The sequence below is a fragment of the Streptomyces sp. NPDC032822 genome (genome assembly GCF_055578825.1).
In genome coordinates, this window is sequence record NZ_JBVIOL010000001.1 from 784,704 (window position 1) to 798,890 (window position 14,187).

Annotated in this window: 11 protein-coding genes; 3 read left to right on the forward strand and 8 right to left on the reverse strand. The window is 72.6% G+C overall.

Going from position 1 to position 14,187, the window contains the following annotated elements; translation table 11 throughout:
- Positions 1-171 precede the first annotated feature (171 nt).
- Together ACZ5VD_RS03685 and ACZ5VD_RS03690 are read left to right on the forward strand one after the other, a co-directional pair.
- The gene (locus tag ACZ5VD_RS03685; RefSeq protein WP_468680498.1) at positions 172-1,194 is read left to right on the forward strand and encodes a response regulator transcription factor; all 1,023 of its coding nucleotides are present in this window, start codon (positions 172-174) and stop codon (positions 1,192-1,194) included.
- Positions 1,191-2,714: a sensor histidine kinase gene (locus ACZ5VD_RS03690; RefSeq protein WP_468680500.1), complete on the forward strand. Its 1,524-nt coding sequence runs from the start codon at positions 1,191-1,193 to the stop codon at positions 2,712-2,714. The genes ACZ5VD_RS03685 and ACZ5VD_RS03690 overlap by 4 nt, the downstream gene beginning before the upstream one ends.
- A 337-nt stretch (positions 2,715-3,051) precedes the next feature.
- Here ACZ5VD_RS03690 and nirD read toward each other — a convergent pair whose 3' ends face one another.
- From nirD to ACZ5VD_RS03705, 3 genes are read right to left on the reverse strand one after another with little or no spacing between them, the layout of a single operon-like run.
- Entirely contained in the window at positions 3,052-3,402 is a 351-nt protein-coding gene (gene nirD, locus ACZ5VD_RS03695; protein ID WP_468550861.1) for a nitrite reductase small subunit NirD, read from the reverse strand.
- Positions 3,399-5,996, reverse strand: a complete 2,598-nt coding sequence (gene nirB, locus ACZ5VD_RS03700; RefSeq protein WP_468550860.1) for a nitrite reductase large subunit NirB — start codon at positions 5,994-5,996, stop codon at positions 3,399-3,401. Before nirB ends, nirD begins: the two co-directional genes overlap by 4 nt.
- On the reverse strand, positions 5,996-7,222 hold the full coding sequence (locus tag ACZ5VD_RS03705) for an NAD(P)/FAD-dependent oxidoreductase (RefSeq protein ID WP_468680502.1): 1,227 nt from the start codon (positions 7,220-7,222) through the stop codon (positions 5,996-5,998). The genes nirB and ACZ5VD_RS03705 overlap by 1 nt, the downstream gene beginning before the upstream one ends.
- A gap of 255 nt (positions 7,223-7,477) precedes the next feature.
- On the opposite strand from ACZ5VD_RS03705, the gene ACZ5VD_RS03710 reads away from it, so the two are divergent.
- Positions 7,478-8,374 carry a LysR family transcriptional regulator gene (locus ACZ5VD_RS03710; protein WP_468680504.1) on the forward strand — a complete coding sequence of 299 codons (897 nt, stop codon included), beginning with the start codon at positions 7,478-7,480 and terminating at the stop codon, positions 8,372-8,374.
- Between the two features lie 200 nt (positions 8,375-8,574).
- Here the strand turns inward: ACZ5VD_RS03710 and ACZ5VD_RS03715 are convergent, their stop codons facing one another.
- From ACZ5VD_RS03715 to ACZ5VD_RS03735, 5 genes are all read right to left on the reverse strand, one after another.
- Complete coding sequence (locus ACZ5VD_RS03715) at positions 8,575-9,345, reverse strand: SDR family oxidoreductase (RefSeq protein ID WP_468680506.1); 771 nt, start codon at positions 9,343-9,345, stop codon at positions 8,575-8,577.
- Between the two features lie 340 nt (positions 9,346-9,685).
- A complete protein-coding gene (locus ACZ5VD_RS03720) occupies positions 9,686-10,306 on the reverse strand; it encodes a class F sortase (protein ID WP_468680508.1) in 621 nt (206 codons plus the stop codon).
- 116 nt (positions 10,307-10,422) lie between these two features.
- The gene (locus ACZ5VD_RS03725) at positions 10,423-10,941 is read right to left on the reverse strand and encodes a hypothetical protein (protein ID WP_468550855.1); all 519 of its coding nucleotides are present in this window, start codon (positions 10,939-10,941) and stop codon (positions 10,423-10,425) included.
- Between the two features lie 425 nt (positions 10,942-11,366).
- Positions 11,367-12,308, reverse strand: a complete 942-nt coding sequence (locus tag ACZ5VD_RS03730) for an aminoglycoside phosphotransferase family protein (protein ID WP_468680510.1) — start codon at positions 12,306-12,308, stop codon at positions 11,367-11,369.
- Between the two features lie 121 nt (positions 12,309-12,429).
- Positions 12,430-14,082 (reverse strand): M4 family metallopeptidase, encoded by a 1,653-nt coding sequence (locus tag ACZ5VD_RS03735; protein WP_468680512.1) that lies wholly within the window; start codon positions 14,080-14,082, stop codon positions 12,430-12,432.
- Positions 14,083-14,187 lie beyond the last annotated feature (105 nt).

Here is a 14,187-nt window from a genome sequence, read left to right on the forward strand (position 1 = left end):
CAGGCGAAGGTTAGCGGAACACTAAATTGCTGACAGGGCCGGGACATTTCTTGTCCGGAGCTGAGCCGGCGATCACATTGGCCGGGATCGACACGACGTTCCCATGGCCTTTCTTGTAGCGTGACGGGTTCATGAAACAGTGAATTCGGCGCACGGGAGAGACGGGAACGCATGGGTGTACGAGTCCTGCTCATCGAGGACGATCTGACGATCGCCGAACCGCTGGTCGAGGGTCTCGGGAACTTCGGACTGATGGTGCGTCATGTGGGCACCGGTGCCGAAGGGTTGAGGGGGCCGTACGACGATGTCGTGCTGCTCGACCTGGGGTTGCCGGACATGGACGGCATCGACGTCTGCCGCGGCATCCGACAGACCTCCGACGTCCCCATCATCATCCTCAGCGCGCGGGGCGAGGAGGCCGACCGTGTCCTGGGCCTGGAGCTGGGCGCCGACGACTATCTGGCGAAACCATTCAGCATGCGTGAGCTGGTGGCACGGGTGCGGGCGGTGACCCGGCGGACCCAACGTGGCCAGGGGGCGGGGGAGTTCGGGTCGTGGACCGGTATGGCGCCGGCCGGCGGGACGGCGGCCGACGGGGTGGCGGTCGGTGGGGCGGCGCCGGTCGGAGGGCCGGTCGGCGGGACGCCCTTCGGAGGGGCATCGTTCGGAGGGATGCCGTTCGGCGCGGCGACGATCGGTGCGGCGCCGGTCGGTGGTGAGCCCTTCCCGGGGCCGGCCGAGCCGCTCCGCGAGCCCGCGCCCCCGCTGTCCCGGGCCGTCGAGGCGCCCGCGGCGGCCGACACCGCCGTGGGCCCCCTGGTCGTCGACCGGCGGACCCGGCAGGTGTGGGTCGGCGAGCAGGCGGTGGTCCTGACGCCCAAGGAGTTCGAACTGCTCGCGCTGCTCACCGAGGACCCGGGCGCCGTGTACTCGCGGCAGCAGATCCTCGACCGGGTGTGGGACCCGCACTACGAGGGCCCGACGAAGACCCTGGACGTGCATGTCGCCACGCTGCGGCGGAAGTTGGGGCATCCCGCCTGGATCCAGACCCTGCGCGGGGTGGGGTTCCGGCTGGCCGTCCACACCACCCCGCCGAGCCCGCCGCCGACGTACGACCCACCGGGCCCCGCCCCGTCGGCGTACGACCCGTCGGCGTACGAGCCCGGCAACGCCTACCCGGCGGCCTACCGGTGACCCGTCGGCTGCTGCTCAGCTACCTCACGCTCGCCGCCCTGCTCCTGCTCTGTCTGGAGATCCCGCTCGGCTTCGTCTACTCGCGCGGTGAACGCGAGCGGGTGACCAACGCGGCGAAGGACGAGGCGGAGTCGGTGTCGGCGTTCGCCTCGCTGTCGATCTCGGAGGGGCGGGCCGCGCAGGACCTGCCCGAGCGGGCCGCGCACTGCGCCGACCGTATCGGCGGCAGAGTGCTGATCGTGGACAACACCGGCGTCCTGCTCGCCAGTTCGCATCCGGTGACGGCGGACGAGGCGAGCCGGCTCGCCTCCTGGCCGGGTATCGCCGCCGCCCTCAAGGGGACCGCCACGGCGGACGTCCGCACCTCCACCATCGGCGGTGTGCAGTACCTCGCGGTGGCCATCCCGGTACGGCACGGGGCCGAGGCGCAGGGTGCCGTCCGGATCACCGTGCCGACCCGGATGGTGCACGAACGGGTCCACCACGTCTGGCTGTTGCTGGCCCTCGGAGGCCTCGCGGCACTCACCGCGGTCGCCGTCGTGGGCTTCGCCATCGCCCGCTGGACGGGCCGCCCCATCCGTGAACTGGAGAACGCCACCCACGAGTTGGCCTTCGGCGGCACCGCCGTACCGGTGGCGATCACCAAGGGCCCGCCCGAGGTGCGCAGTCTCGCCGCGACCTTCAACCGCACCGCGGCCCGTCTGGAACACCTGCTGGCCTCCCAACGGGCCTTCGCCGGCGAGGCCTCGCACCAACTGAAGACCCCGCTGGCGGCACTGCGACTACGGCTGGAGAACCTGGAGAACGACATCGCCCTGCACGCCCGTGGCGGTCTCACCGCCGCGCTGACCGAGACCGACCGGCTGGCCCGGATGGTCGAGGGGCTGCTCGCGATGGCCCGGCTCGACGAGAGCGCCGCCGAGCGGGAGCGCGTCGACCTGGACCGGGTGTGCGCCGAACGGCACTGCGCCTGGACGCCGTTGTTCGAGCGGCACGGCGTGCGCCTCGTGTCGGTCGGGGACCCCGCGGGCGAGGTACTGGCCGTGCCCGGGGCGGTGGAGCAGATCCTCGACAACCTGCTCTCCAACGCCCTGCGCGTGTCACCCCACGGGTCCACCGTCTCGGTGGACCCGCGACGCCACACGCCCCACGAACGCCGCTTCCCGCACCGCCCGACCGGACCGGCATGGGTCGAACTGCACGTCATGGACGAGGGCCCGGGCATGACCGAGGAGCAGCGCCGCCGCGCCTTCGACCGCTTCTGGCGCGCCCCGGACGCCCCCAAGGGCGGTACGGGGCTGGGCCTCGCCCTGGTGCAGCGCCTCGCCCACGCGAGCGGCGGCGAGGCGTCCCTGCGCCCGGCGCCGCGCGGCGGCCTGAACGCGGTGGTCCGGCTCCCGGCGGTACCGGCCCGGCCCGGGATCGCGGGCAGCGCGGCGAACACCGGGAGCAACGGGATGCCCGCCCAGCGTCCGGGGCGACGCCTGCAGACCACGACCCAGGGCGGCGCCCGGCGATGAGAGCCGGACGGCCGGGCCGGACCGTCAGGCCGAGCGTGCGGGGCGGGCCGACGGGCCGTCACGTCGTCGGGGCGGTGCAGACCGCCCCTCACGCCCCGCAGGTCCCGCCCGCCCGGCAAGTCGTCAGGCCAGGCAGGTTATTGGGCCAGGCAGGTCGTCAGGCCGGGTCCGCCGGGCAGGTCGGCGGGTTGGGCAGGTCGGGCAGGCCCTTCACGCCGCTCCCGCCCGGCACGCCCCTCACGCCGTGCAGCGCCTCACGCCATGCGGCTCTTCACACCGTGGGTCCTTCACGCCGTGCGGCCCTTCACAGCATGGGTCCATCACGCCGTTCCGCCCGTTACGACGTCCGTACCTCGTAAGTCGTGATGCGTACCGTCTCGTCGTCGAGGCACTGGCCGCTCAGCAGGTCGAAGCGCTGCTTGAGCAGGGGGGAGGCGACGAAGGAGCGGCCCTGCTGGGTGCCGGTCAGGCCGCGTGAGAGGACGGCCGCGCCGCCGAACGGGTCGCGGTTGTCGACGGCGTACAGCTCGCCCGCCCGGTCCCGGAACAGGGCGACCTGGCGGCCGTCGGGCAGCAGGGCTGCCACGCCCCGGCCGGGAAGCAGCCGGCTGAGGTCGCAGACCGTGAACCAGTCCTCCTCCAGCTTCAGTTGGACCTTGAGGTCGGTCGTCTCGGGTGCCAGGGTCATCGCTGGGCGCTCCCTTCCAGGGGACGGTGGCCGATGGACAGCAACGGCAGGTCGGGCTTGATCTGGTCGCGCTCGGGGACGAACCCGACGACCGGGTCGGGGGTGTCGGGCGCGTTCACGAAGGAGACGAACCGGGAGAGCTTCTCGGGGTCGTTGATGGTGGTCGCCCACTCGTCGGCGTAGTGCGACACGTGGTCCGTCATCAGGGACTCCAGCTCCTCGCAGATGCCGAGGGAGTCCTCCACCACCACGTCGCGGACGTGGTCCAGGCCGCCGGGGATCCGTTCCAGCCAGGTCGAGGTGCGCTCCAGGCGGTCGGCGGTGCGGATGTAGAACATCAGGAACCGGTCGATCAGGCGGATCAGCCCGGCGTCGTCGAGATCCTGGGCGAGCAGGTCCGCGTGGCGCGGAGTGGCGCCGCCGTTGCCGCCGACGTACAGGTTCCAGCCGTTGGAGGTGGCGATGATCCCGAAGTCCTTGGACTGGGCCTCGGCGCACTCGCGGGCGCAGCCCGACACCGCCGACTTGAGCTTGTGCGGGGACCTGAGCCCCCGGTAGCGCAGCTCCAGGTCGATGGCCATGCGGACCGAGTCCTGGACGCCGTAGCGGCACCAGGTCTGGCCCACGCAGGACTTCACGGTGCGCAGCGACTTGCCGTAGGCGTGCCCGGACTCGAAGCCGGCGTCCACCAACCGGGTCCAGATCAGCGGGAGTTGTTCGACGCGGGCGCCGAACATGTCGATGCGCTGACCGCCGGTGATCTTTGTGTAGAGGCCGAAGTCACGGGCGATCTCACCGATGACGATCAGGCCCTCGGGGGTGATCTCGCCGCCGGGGATACGGGGGACGACCGAGTACGAGCCGTTCTTCTGCAGGTTGGCCAGGAAGTGGTCGTTGCTGTCCTGGAGGGAGGCCTGCTCGCCTTCCAGGACGTAGCCGCTCGCGCCGATCGTCGGGGCGAGGGAGGCGATGATCGAGCCGACCGCCGGCTTGCAGACCTCGCAGCCGTCGCCGCCCCGGGCGCCGTCGCGGCCGTAGCGGTCCAGGAGATCCTGGTAGGTGTTGATGCGCAGGGCGAGGACGATCTCGTAGAGCTCCTCGCGGGTCTGCGCGAAGCAGCCGCACAGGCCCTTGTCGACCTCGACGCCGTTCGCCTCCAGCTCGGCGGTGACCAGCTGGCCGAGGACCTTGACGCAACTGCCGCAGCCGGTACCGGCCTTGGTGCACTTCTTCACCTCGGGCACGGTGGTGCAGGAGTGCTCGGTCACCGCCCCGCGGATCGCGCCCTTGGACACGTTGTGGCAGGAGCAGATGACCGCCTCGTCGGGGAGGGCCGACGGGCCGAGCTGGACGGCCTCCCCGCTGCCGGCGGGCAGGACGAGCGACTCGGGCGAGACCGGCGGGACCGAGCCGGTGAACGCCTTCAGCGTGCCGTACGCGTCCGCGTCGCCGACCAGGATGCCGCCGAGCAGCGTGCCGTCACGGCCGATGACCAGCTTCTTGTACAGGCCCGAGCGGGAGTCGGAGTAGACGACGTCGAGGCAGTCCTCGGCCGTGCCGTGCGCGTCGCCGAAGGACGCCACGTCCACGCCGAGCAGCTTCAGCTTGGTGGAGAGGTCGGCGCCGACGAAGGACGCCTCGTCGCTCGCGATCGTCGCGGCGACCGTCTCGGCCTGCTCGTAGCCGGGGGCCACCAGGCCGTACACCCGGCCGTCACAGGCGAGCGCGCACTCGCCGATCGCGAAGACGTGCGGGTCGTTCACCGTGCGGCACTGCTCGTCGACCGTGATGCCGCCGCGCTCGCCGACGGTGAGGCCGGACTCGCGGGCCAGCTGGTCGCGGGGGCGGACACCGGCGCTGAACACCACCAGATCGGCGGCGAGTTCGGAGCCGTCGGACAGCTTCATGCCGGTGACGGCGCCGTCCTCGCCGACCACGATCTCCTGCGTGCCCACGCCCGTGTGGACGGACAGGCCCATCTCCTCGATGGTCCGCAGCAGTGCGGCGCCGCCGCCCTCGTCGACCTGCACCGGCATCAGCCGGGGCGCGAACTCCACGATGTGGGAGGTGAGTCCGAGGCCCTTCAGGGCGCCCGCGGCCTCCAGTCCGAGCAGACCGCCGCCGACCACCGCGCCGGTCGTCGCCCTCGACTTCGCGTACGCCTCGATCGCGAGGAGGTCCTCGATCGTGCGGTAGACGAAGCAGCCCTCGGCGTCCTTGTTGGGGACCGGCGGCACGAACGGGTACGAGCCGGTGGCCAGGACGAGGACGTCGTAGTCGACGACCAGACCCGAGCGGGCGGTCACCTTGCGGGCGCCGCGGTCGATGCTCTCCGCGGGGTCGCCGACGTACAGCTCGATGCCGTGGTCGGCGATGAACTCCATGTCGGTCATGGAGAGTTCCTCGGGCGTCCGGCCCGAGAAGTACGAGGTGAGCTGCACGCGGTCGTAGGCCGGACGCGGCTCCTCGCACAGCACGACCACGCGGTGCGTGGCGGTCAGACCGCGCTCGGCGAGCGCTTCGAGGAAGCGCTGGCCGACCATGCCATGGCCGACGAGCACGATCGTGGGGGCGTCCCCCAGGGCGGCGGTCATCAGGAGCCTCCATCGTTGGTGAGCAGGTGGAGCAGAGGGGCACCACCGGCGGGGAGCGGCTCTGCTCCCTCCCAGGCGCGGGCGAGTGCGCCGACGGTGCCCAGTTCGCCGACGAGAACCCCGCCGACCAGGCGGTCGTCGCGGACGACGACCTTGCGGTAGGTGCCGCGGGTGGCGTCGGCGAGCTGCACCACGTCGTCACCGGGAAGGGCCTCCGTCTCGCCGAACGCGGCGAGGTCGAAGGGGCCGAGGGGGTTCTCCTGCCCGGCGAGCGTGAGCCGGGTCAGCGAACGGGTGCCGGTGTAACGGGCATCGGCCCGTCCGGCCAGCGACTCGGCCAGTACGTCGGCCTGTTCGAGGGCCGGGGTGGCGAGCCCGTACACCGTGCCGTCGTGCTGCGCGCAGTCGCCGAGGGCCCGGATGTGCGGGTCGGACGTACGGAGTTCGTCGTCCACGACGATGCCCTTGCGGACGTCGAGCCCCGCCCCCTGGGCGAGACCCACCCGGGGGTGGACCCCGCAGGCCAGCACCACCAGGTCGGCGTCGAGGGCGTACCCGTCGGCCATCTCCACCGAGCGGACCGTGCCGCCGAGGGAGCGCACGTCACGTACCCGGCACTCGGTGTGGATCTCGACACCCAGGTCCCCGAGGTGACGCCGGACCAGTCGCGAGGCGGCCGGGTCGAGCTGGCGCTCCATGAGCCGCTCGGACTGCTGGGCGAGGACGACCTGGGCGCCGCGCAGGGCGAGCGCCCGGGCCGCGGACACACCGAGGAGCCCGCCGCCGACGACGACCGCCCGCACACCCGGCCGTACCGCCTCGGACAGGCCCAGGCAGTCGTCCATCGTGCGGAAGGCGTGGACGCCCTCGGGCAGCACGTGGTCGGGGCCGAACAGGCCGCGCAGGGGCGGCAGCACCGGGTTGGAGCCGGTGGCCAGGACCAGCGTGTCGTATGCGATCTTGGCGCCGTCCGCGCACTCCACGGTCCGCCCGGCCCGGTCGATGCCGGTGACCCGGGCCCGCGTCAGCCCGGCGGGCTCCGGCAGGGCGATCACGTCGGGGTGGTAGCGGCCGGCCAGCACTTCGGCGAGCAGGACCCGGTTGTACGGCCGGTGCTCCTCCTCGCCGATGAGCGTCACGGCCACGCCGAGCTCACCGAGGCGCCGGGCGAGACGGACGCCCGCGAGTCCGGCGCCGATCACCACCACACGCGTATTCGAGGTCATGTCCAGGAGCGTGCGTTGCCGGTGTTACCCGGCCGCATCACGTCTGTTTCCCGCGGGGAACGCTGCCCTCAGCGGGAGCGGACGAGAGGTGTGAGGGTTCGGAGCGGCCACCGGGAGCACCCGGTGAGGCGGCTCTGTCCGGCACGAGAGTGGGTGGCCCGGTGGAGTAAACGCGCCGCCTCCCGTGTTGTCGCACCTTTATGGGCGTGACCCCGCGGTGGACCGCGGGCCACCGCGGGGAGGGGACGGGAGCCGATGAGTCTTCGTCAGTACGAGTACGCCCTGGCCGTGGCCGAGGAGGGCTCGGTGACGGCGGCGGCCGAGCTGCTGCGTGTCGCTCAGCCGTCGGTGTCGCAGCAGATCCGCGGGCTGGAGCGGGAACTCGGCGTGGAGCTGTTCACCCGCACGCCGACCGGACTGGTGCCCACGAAGGTCGGCCGCGCGTTCCTGCGGGAGGCGGAGGTCGCGGTCAGCGCGTCGCGGCGGGCGAGGGCGACGGCACGGGCCGGTGCCGACGAGGTGGTGGGCGAGCTGGTGGTCGCGGTGCAGATGGGCTTCGGGACCCGGCAGCTGCCGGGCGCGCTGGGTGCGCTGCGTCGCCGCTTCCCGCGGGTGGAGGTCACCGTCTTCGAGGAGCCGAGCTCCGCCGAGCTGGAGCGGCTGTGCCGCCGGGGCGTGCTGGACCTCGCCCTGATGGCGGCGTGCGAGCGGAGTCCCGCCGACGCCCACCACCTCGGCGACGAGGAGTTCGTCGTGGTGCTGGGCGCCGGGCACCGGCTGCTCGCCGAGGACCGGGTCGAGCCGCGCGCACTGGAGGGGGAGCCGTGGGTGAGGTTCGACCGTGAGAGCGCGCTCGACGGTGTGCTGCTGAACGTGCTGCGGGACGACGAACGGCCCCCGACCACGGCCGCCCGCGTGTCCCAGACGGCGACGGCCGTGCGCTGGGCCGCCCACGGGCTGGGGGCGACGCTCGTCCCGGCCTCCGCCGTGCCCCCCGGCCACTGCCACCTCGTGCGCCCGGTGTTCCCGGCCGTGTCCCAGCCCGTCATCGCCGTGCTCCGGCCCGGCGCGGGCCCGGCGGAGACGGCCCTGCTCGAACTCCTGCGTCAGGAGAACTGGTGCGAGTCCGTACGCGTCCCACCGGTTTCCTGATGGCCGGGTGGGAAGGAGACGGGCGCCGCCGGATTCTCTGACGGAAACCGGCGGTTTGCGGAAACCGGTCGTTTGCGGAAACCGGCGGTCTGTGGAAACGGCGTGGTGCTGAACCCGGATTCTGGATTCTTTCGGGACTTGTTTTCCGGATCCGGTGTTCCGGAATTCCGTCGGCAATCACGTCGGCGATTACGCCGGCGTCACCCCCGGGGGAATTCGCCGCCGTCCACGACGAGATTGCTCCCGGTCAGCCAGCTCGCCCGGTCGGACACGAGAAACAGCACCGCGTGGGCGATGTCGTCGGGCTGACCGTCACGCCCCAGCGGCACGGTGGTGCCGTTCCGGCCTTGGGACGGGTCCAGGCGCGCCCACTGCTCCCGCGTCAGCTCGCCGCCTGGGGTGGCGGTCCTGCCGGGAGTCACGGTGTTGACGCGGACGCCGGACGGGGCCAGCTCCAGGGCCAGTCCCCGGCTGTAGTTCTCCAGCGCCGCCTTGGCCGCCGTGTAGTGCAGGAACGGAGGCGGCGTGGCGGGGACCGCGGCGGAGGAGACGTGCACGATCACCCCCGCGCCCCGTTCCCGCATGCCCGGTACCAGCAGCGAGTCCAGGCGTACCGAGGCCAGGTAGTTCAGGTCGAGCTGGTCCTGCCACTCCTCGTCGGGGATGGCCGAGGTGCTCTCGTAGGGTCGCGCCCCACCCGCGTTGTGGACCAGGACGTCCACCCCGCCGAGCACCTCCCGCGCGGCGGTGGCGAGCGCCTCCGCGCCGGCCCGTGTCCGCACGTCGGCCGCCACGAAGGCGGCCCCCTCCGGCGCCGGGCTCGTCGCCGACCTGGCGGTCGTGAGCACCTCGGCACCCGCGTCCAGGAGCCGGCGCACGACGGCGGCTCCAATTCCGCGAGTACCACCCGTCACCAGAGCCCGCTTTCCTTTGAGTTCTCGCGTTCCCGATCCGTTGTCGATCGTGGTCATGCCACCGGTCCTCTCGATCACGTACTCGTCCGCTCGACGGAAGGGGATGGGACGGGCGCCGTGCACATTCTCGGGAATTCCCGGGAATGCGTGGTGAGCACCTCGTCGAGCTGTTTCACGGTACGTTCGGAAAAGAGCGAGAGGCAAAGACGAAATATCAGCGGGTGCCATAGGGGATTCCTATGGCACCCGACGCGCGCCGGGCCCGCCCCGTGCCGGTCGTCAGACCTTCATCCCCTTGGGCGCCGACCTGCTTCCGGCGGGCGGGGCCGGGCGGGTACGGGATCGCGCCCTGGTGCTGTTCCTCTCGGACGCGCCGCACCTCACGGGCATCCGGTGCTCAGCGGCTGCCCGTGAGGTGCGCGAAGGCCACGACGTTTCCCTGATAGCCGGTGCTCCGCGAGTAGCCCCCGCCGCAGGTGATCACCCGTAGCTCGGGCCGCCCGGCCGCCCCGTACACCTTCTCGTCGGGGAAGCCCTTCGCGTCGTACACCTCGACCGCGTCCACGGTGAAGACGGCCACCCCTCCGTCGCGCCGGTCCACCTCGACGACCGCGCCCTTCCGCAGCGCGCCGAGGTCGTAGAAGACGGCGGGGCCGTCGGCGTTGTCGACATGGCCCGCGACGATCGCGGTGCCTCTCTCACCGGGGGTGGTGCCGGCCTCGTACCAGCCGGCGAGGTTCTTCCGCGCGGCCGGCGGGACGTCGAGGCTGCCGGACGGGGTGAGGCCGAGGCCCGTCAACGGGGCGTTCACCCGGATCGAGGGGATGCGGATCCGGTCGGGCGGGGAGGGCGGCAGCGCGGGCGCGGCGGTGTGCCGGACCCGGGGATCGACGCGGGCCTCGGCGGCCGACGGCTGCGGCGGCGCGTGCGACTCGGCACCACTGCGCAGCAGCCAGGCGCCGGAACAGAGCGCGACCGTGGTGAGCACCGCTATCGCGGCGTTGCCGAACCTGGACATGACGCACCCCCCTCGGGAAGACCCCACCCCCTGTCCCCCTCCGGGCCGCGAGGGGGGTCGGGCCCGGAGGGGGAGGGGGCTTGCGGTACCGGCGGACGGACAGCGGAGGGTGTCCGTCAGATCCCGTCGCCTCTCGCCCGGCGATGCAGGAGCCAGGTACCGCCCGCGGCGGCGACGGCGAGAGCCGCCACGCCGGCCGCGGTCTGTACGGGGTCGGGGCCCAGTGCGCCCCCGACCCCCGTCTTGACACTTCCTCGCGGAGACACGTGCTCACGGGTGGACGTCAGCGTGACGACCAGGTCGCCCGCGACCCGCCGGCCACCCTCCGCGCAGGTCGCGACGATCTCGTACGTCCCCGGCTGCGCGCTCGGCGGCACCCGGAACCGTCCGATCGCGTCGCCCTCGTGCGTGCCGGGCGCCAGCGTGAAGGTACCGGCGCCCACCGCGCTGGCGTCGCCGGCCGCCGTACCGCCGTCCCCGCAGCCGGCCGTGTTCACCGTGACCTGCCCGCCCGGCACCACGGAGGACGGGTAGACCTCCAGGCTGCCGGTGCCGGCGTACGCGGGTGTGACGCCGAGGCCGGTGACGGCGACGGCGAACGCGGTACCGGACAGCAGACGGGCGGTACGTCGCATCGATGCTCCCTGGAGCTCTGCGGTGCACTTCGGTGGGGCTGCCCTTTCGAGGTAAGTGGCAGTGAGCCGAGACCGCTTCCCGAGAGAACGTCGGAATTGCGGTGAATGGGTGTCAGGCGGGGCCCACCCGAAGGGTTTCGTCCGGAGTTTCAGCAGGTCACCGACGTGAGACGGGTGCCTGGGGAAAAGAACCCGATGAGTGCGGGGCGCGGGTGTGAACGGGTGACCCGGTCCGGCGTCGAGGTATCCGGCCACAGTGTCGTGCGCCTGGTCCGGGCGCCGTGCCCCCACCGAGGAGGAAGCCCGTGCGTCGGTCCTTCGTGCGCGGCGGAGCGGTCACGGCCGCGCTGCTCGCGCTGGTCCTGATGCCGGCCGGTGGCGCGGGCTCCGCGGCCCGGGCGCTCTGCGCGGGCGGCATGCGGCGGTCAGGTCCGCATGCCGCCCGCGTCGCGTCCCGCCGTACCGTCCGCGTACTCGGCCAGCACCTCCGTCACCGCCCGCCGCCCCACCGCCGCGAGCACGGGATTCCGCCCGCCCCGGTAGTAGTGCACCGCCGTCAGCCCGAAGCAGAGCGCCCACCCCCGCCCCCGCGCCCACGTGGCGTCGTCCACGTCGGCCGCCGCACGGAACACCTCGCGGGTCCCGGCGTCGAACAGGGTCCACCCGGCCAGTACGTCCGCCGCCGGATCCCCGACGCCGAGACCACCGAAGTCGATGACCGCGGTGAGCCGGCCCTCCTCGGTGAGCAGGTTCCCGGGCAGCAGGTCGCCGTGCAGCCACACGGGAGCGCCGTCCCACCGGGGCAGCCGGAGACCGTCCTCCCAGACGGCCGTCGCGGCTGCCGCGTCCAGCGTCCCGTCGGCGCCGAGGTCGTCGATCGCGGCCCGGACCTCCTCGTCCTCGCCGGCGAGCGGTCCGCCCCGCCACGACCTCGGCCCGCCCGTGGCGTCGACCCGCCGCAGCGCCGTGACGAAACTCCCCAACCGCACGGCCGCATCGGCGAGTTCGGTGAGCGGGGCGTCGTAGGCGTTCTCGCCCTCAAGCCAGCGGTACACGCCCCACGGCAGCCCGTATCCGCGCCCGGGCCGGCCGAGCGCCAGCGGTTCCGGTACGGCCAGCGGAAGGCGCGGGGCCATCCGCGGCAGCCACCGCTGCTCGACGTCGATCTGCCGTCCCCCGCCGGGCAGCCGCGGCAGCCGTACGACCATGTCGTCGCCCAGCCGGTACATGGCGTTGTCGGTCCCGGCCGAGGTGAGCCGCCCGACCGGCAGTCCGGCCCATCGCGGGAACTGGTCCGCCACCAGCCCCCGGACCAGCGTCACGTCGATGTCGAGCTCGTCGGCGTGCATCTTCGTGGTGGTCGACATGAGGCTCCGGGGAGGGGCGGGACGGCAGCGGAGCGTATCCGGAGGGCGATCCGCGCCGCCACGGCATTTCCGCACGCGAAGGCGCCCCGGCCGGACGACGACCGGGGCGCCTCCCCCTCACTCACGCACCGACGTCGACCGCGCTCCAGGCCGCCGCGACCGCCCCGTACTCCGAACTCCCGGCCCCGTAAAGGTCCTTCGCCGCGTTCAGGGTCGCCGTACGGGCGCCCGCGTAGTCCGTCGACGACGTCATGTAGACCGTCAGCGCCCGGTACCAGATCGCCCCGAGCTTGTCCCGGCCGATGCCCTTCACCGAAGAGCCGTCGCACGTGGGCGAGTGGTAGCCGACACCGTTCACCGTCCTGGCGCCGCTGCCCTCCGCGAGGAGGAACGCGAAGTGGTTGGCGACGCCGGAGGAGTAGTGGACGTCGAGGTCGCCCAGCGAGGAGGTCCAACAGTCCGCGGAGACACCGTCCTTGGACGGCTTGTCCATGTAGCGCAGGGCGTCCCGGCCGAAGCCGGAGCGGACGATCTTCTCGCCGATCAGGTAGTCGCCCGGGTCGGAGGCGTTGTCCGCGTAGAACTCGACGAGCGTGCCGAAGATGTCGGAGGTGGCCTCGTTCAGGCCGCCGGACTCGCCCGAGTAGGTCAGCGCGGCGGTCTTCGACGTCACGCCGTGCGACATCTCGTGGCCGGCCACGTCCAGCGACACCAGCGGTCCGAGCTGCGTGCCGTCGCCGTCGCCGTACGTCATGCAGAAGCAGTCGTCGTCCCAGAAGGCGTTGTTGTACCGGGTGCCGTAGTGCACGCGGTTGAACGACCCCTTGCCGTCGCCCGCGATGCCGTCGCGGGCGTGCACGTTCTTGTAGTAGTCCCAGGTGACGTCCGTGCCGTACTGCGCGTCCACCGCCGCCGAGGCGCGGTCGGCGTCCGTGCCGGTGCCCCAGTGGTTGTCCGTGTCGGTGAAGAGCGTCGCGGGCGCCCGGCTCAGACAGATGGCCAGCACGCACAGGTCGTTCTGGTTCGCCGCGTCACCGGTGTACGTGTTCCCGCGCGTGGCGTCCTTCAGCTGGTACGTCGATCCCGACAGGGTCGTCCGCAGCGGAACCGTGCCGCTGTACAGGGACTTGCCGTCACCGGAGGCCGACTCGACGCTGTCCCAGGCGTCGATCTGGGTGCCCGTGCCGGCGTCCGTCAGGATCGTGCGCGCGAGCGGGTTGCCGAGGCCGTCCTGGGCGACGGCGTCGGTCTGCCAGGCCAGCCTGGGGGAGCCGTGCAGGGCGTCGACGACCAGCCGCGGCTTGGCGGTGATCTTCCGCAGGGTCTCGCCGAGGTTGGCCGCGCGCAGCGCGTTCACCGCGAGGTCGGCGGCCTTCGGCGCGGCCAGCTTCGGCGTGATGTCCGCGAGCGAGATCGCGCTCCTGGTCGCGCGGTCGGCGCCGCGATAGCTTCCGTCGGGGGCCAGATGGACCACGAAGTCGCCGCCCAGGACGGGCAGTCGACGGTACGTACGGTCGTAGCGGACGTGCTGGGCGCCGTCCGCGTCCACCACCACGTCCCGGACGGCCGTGTCCTGCGCGGTGCCCAGACCCAGCGCCGCGGCCCGGTCGGCGAGCACCGCCGCCGCGTTCTCCAACGCGGTGGCCCGGGTCGGGCGTTCGGCCGCGTCGGCGGCGGGGGTGAGCGCGGCGGCCAGCAGGGTGGCGGTGGTGGCGGCCACGCCGGCGGTGGCGAGCCGACGGGAACCTCGGACATACGACCGTATTCGGCGCATCGGTCTCCTAGGGAAGGTGCCACGAAGGCGTGGGGGTGGCGCCGATCTTGATGGCGGTTCAGTCGATTCAAGGGGCCGCTGTCATGCCCTGTCCATAGCGCGGAT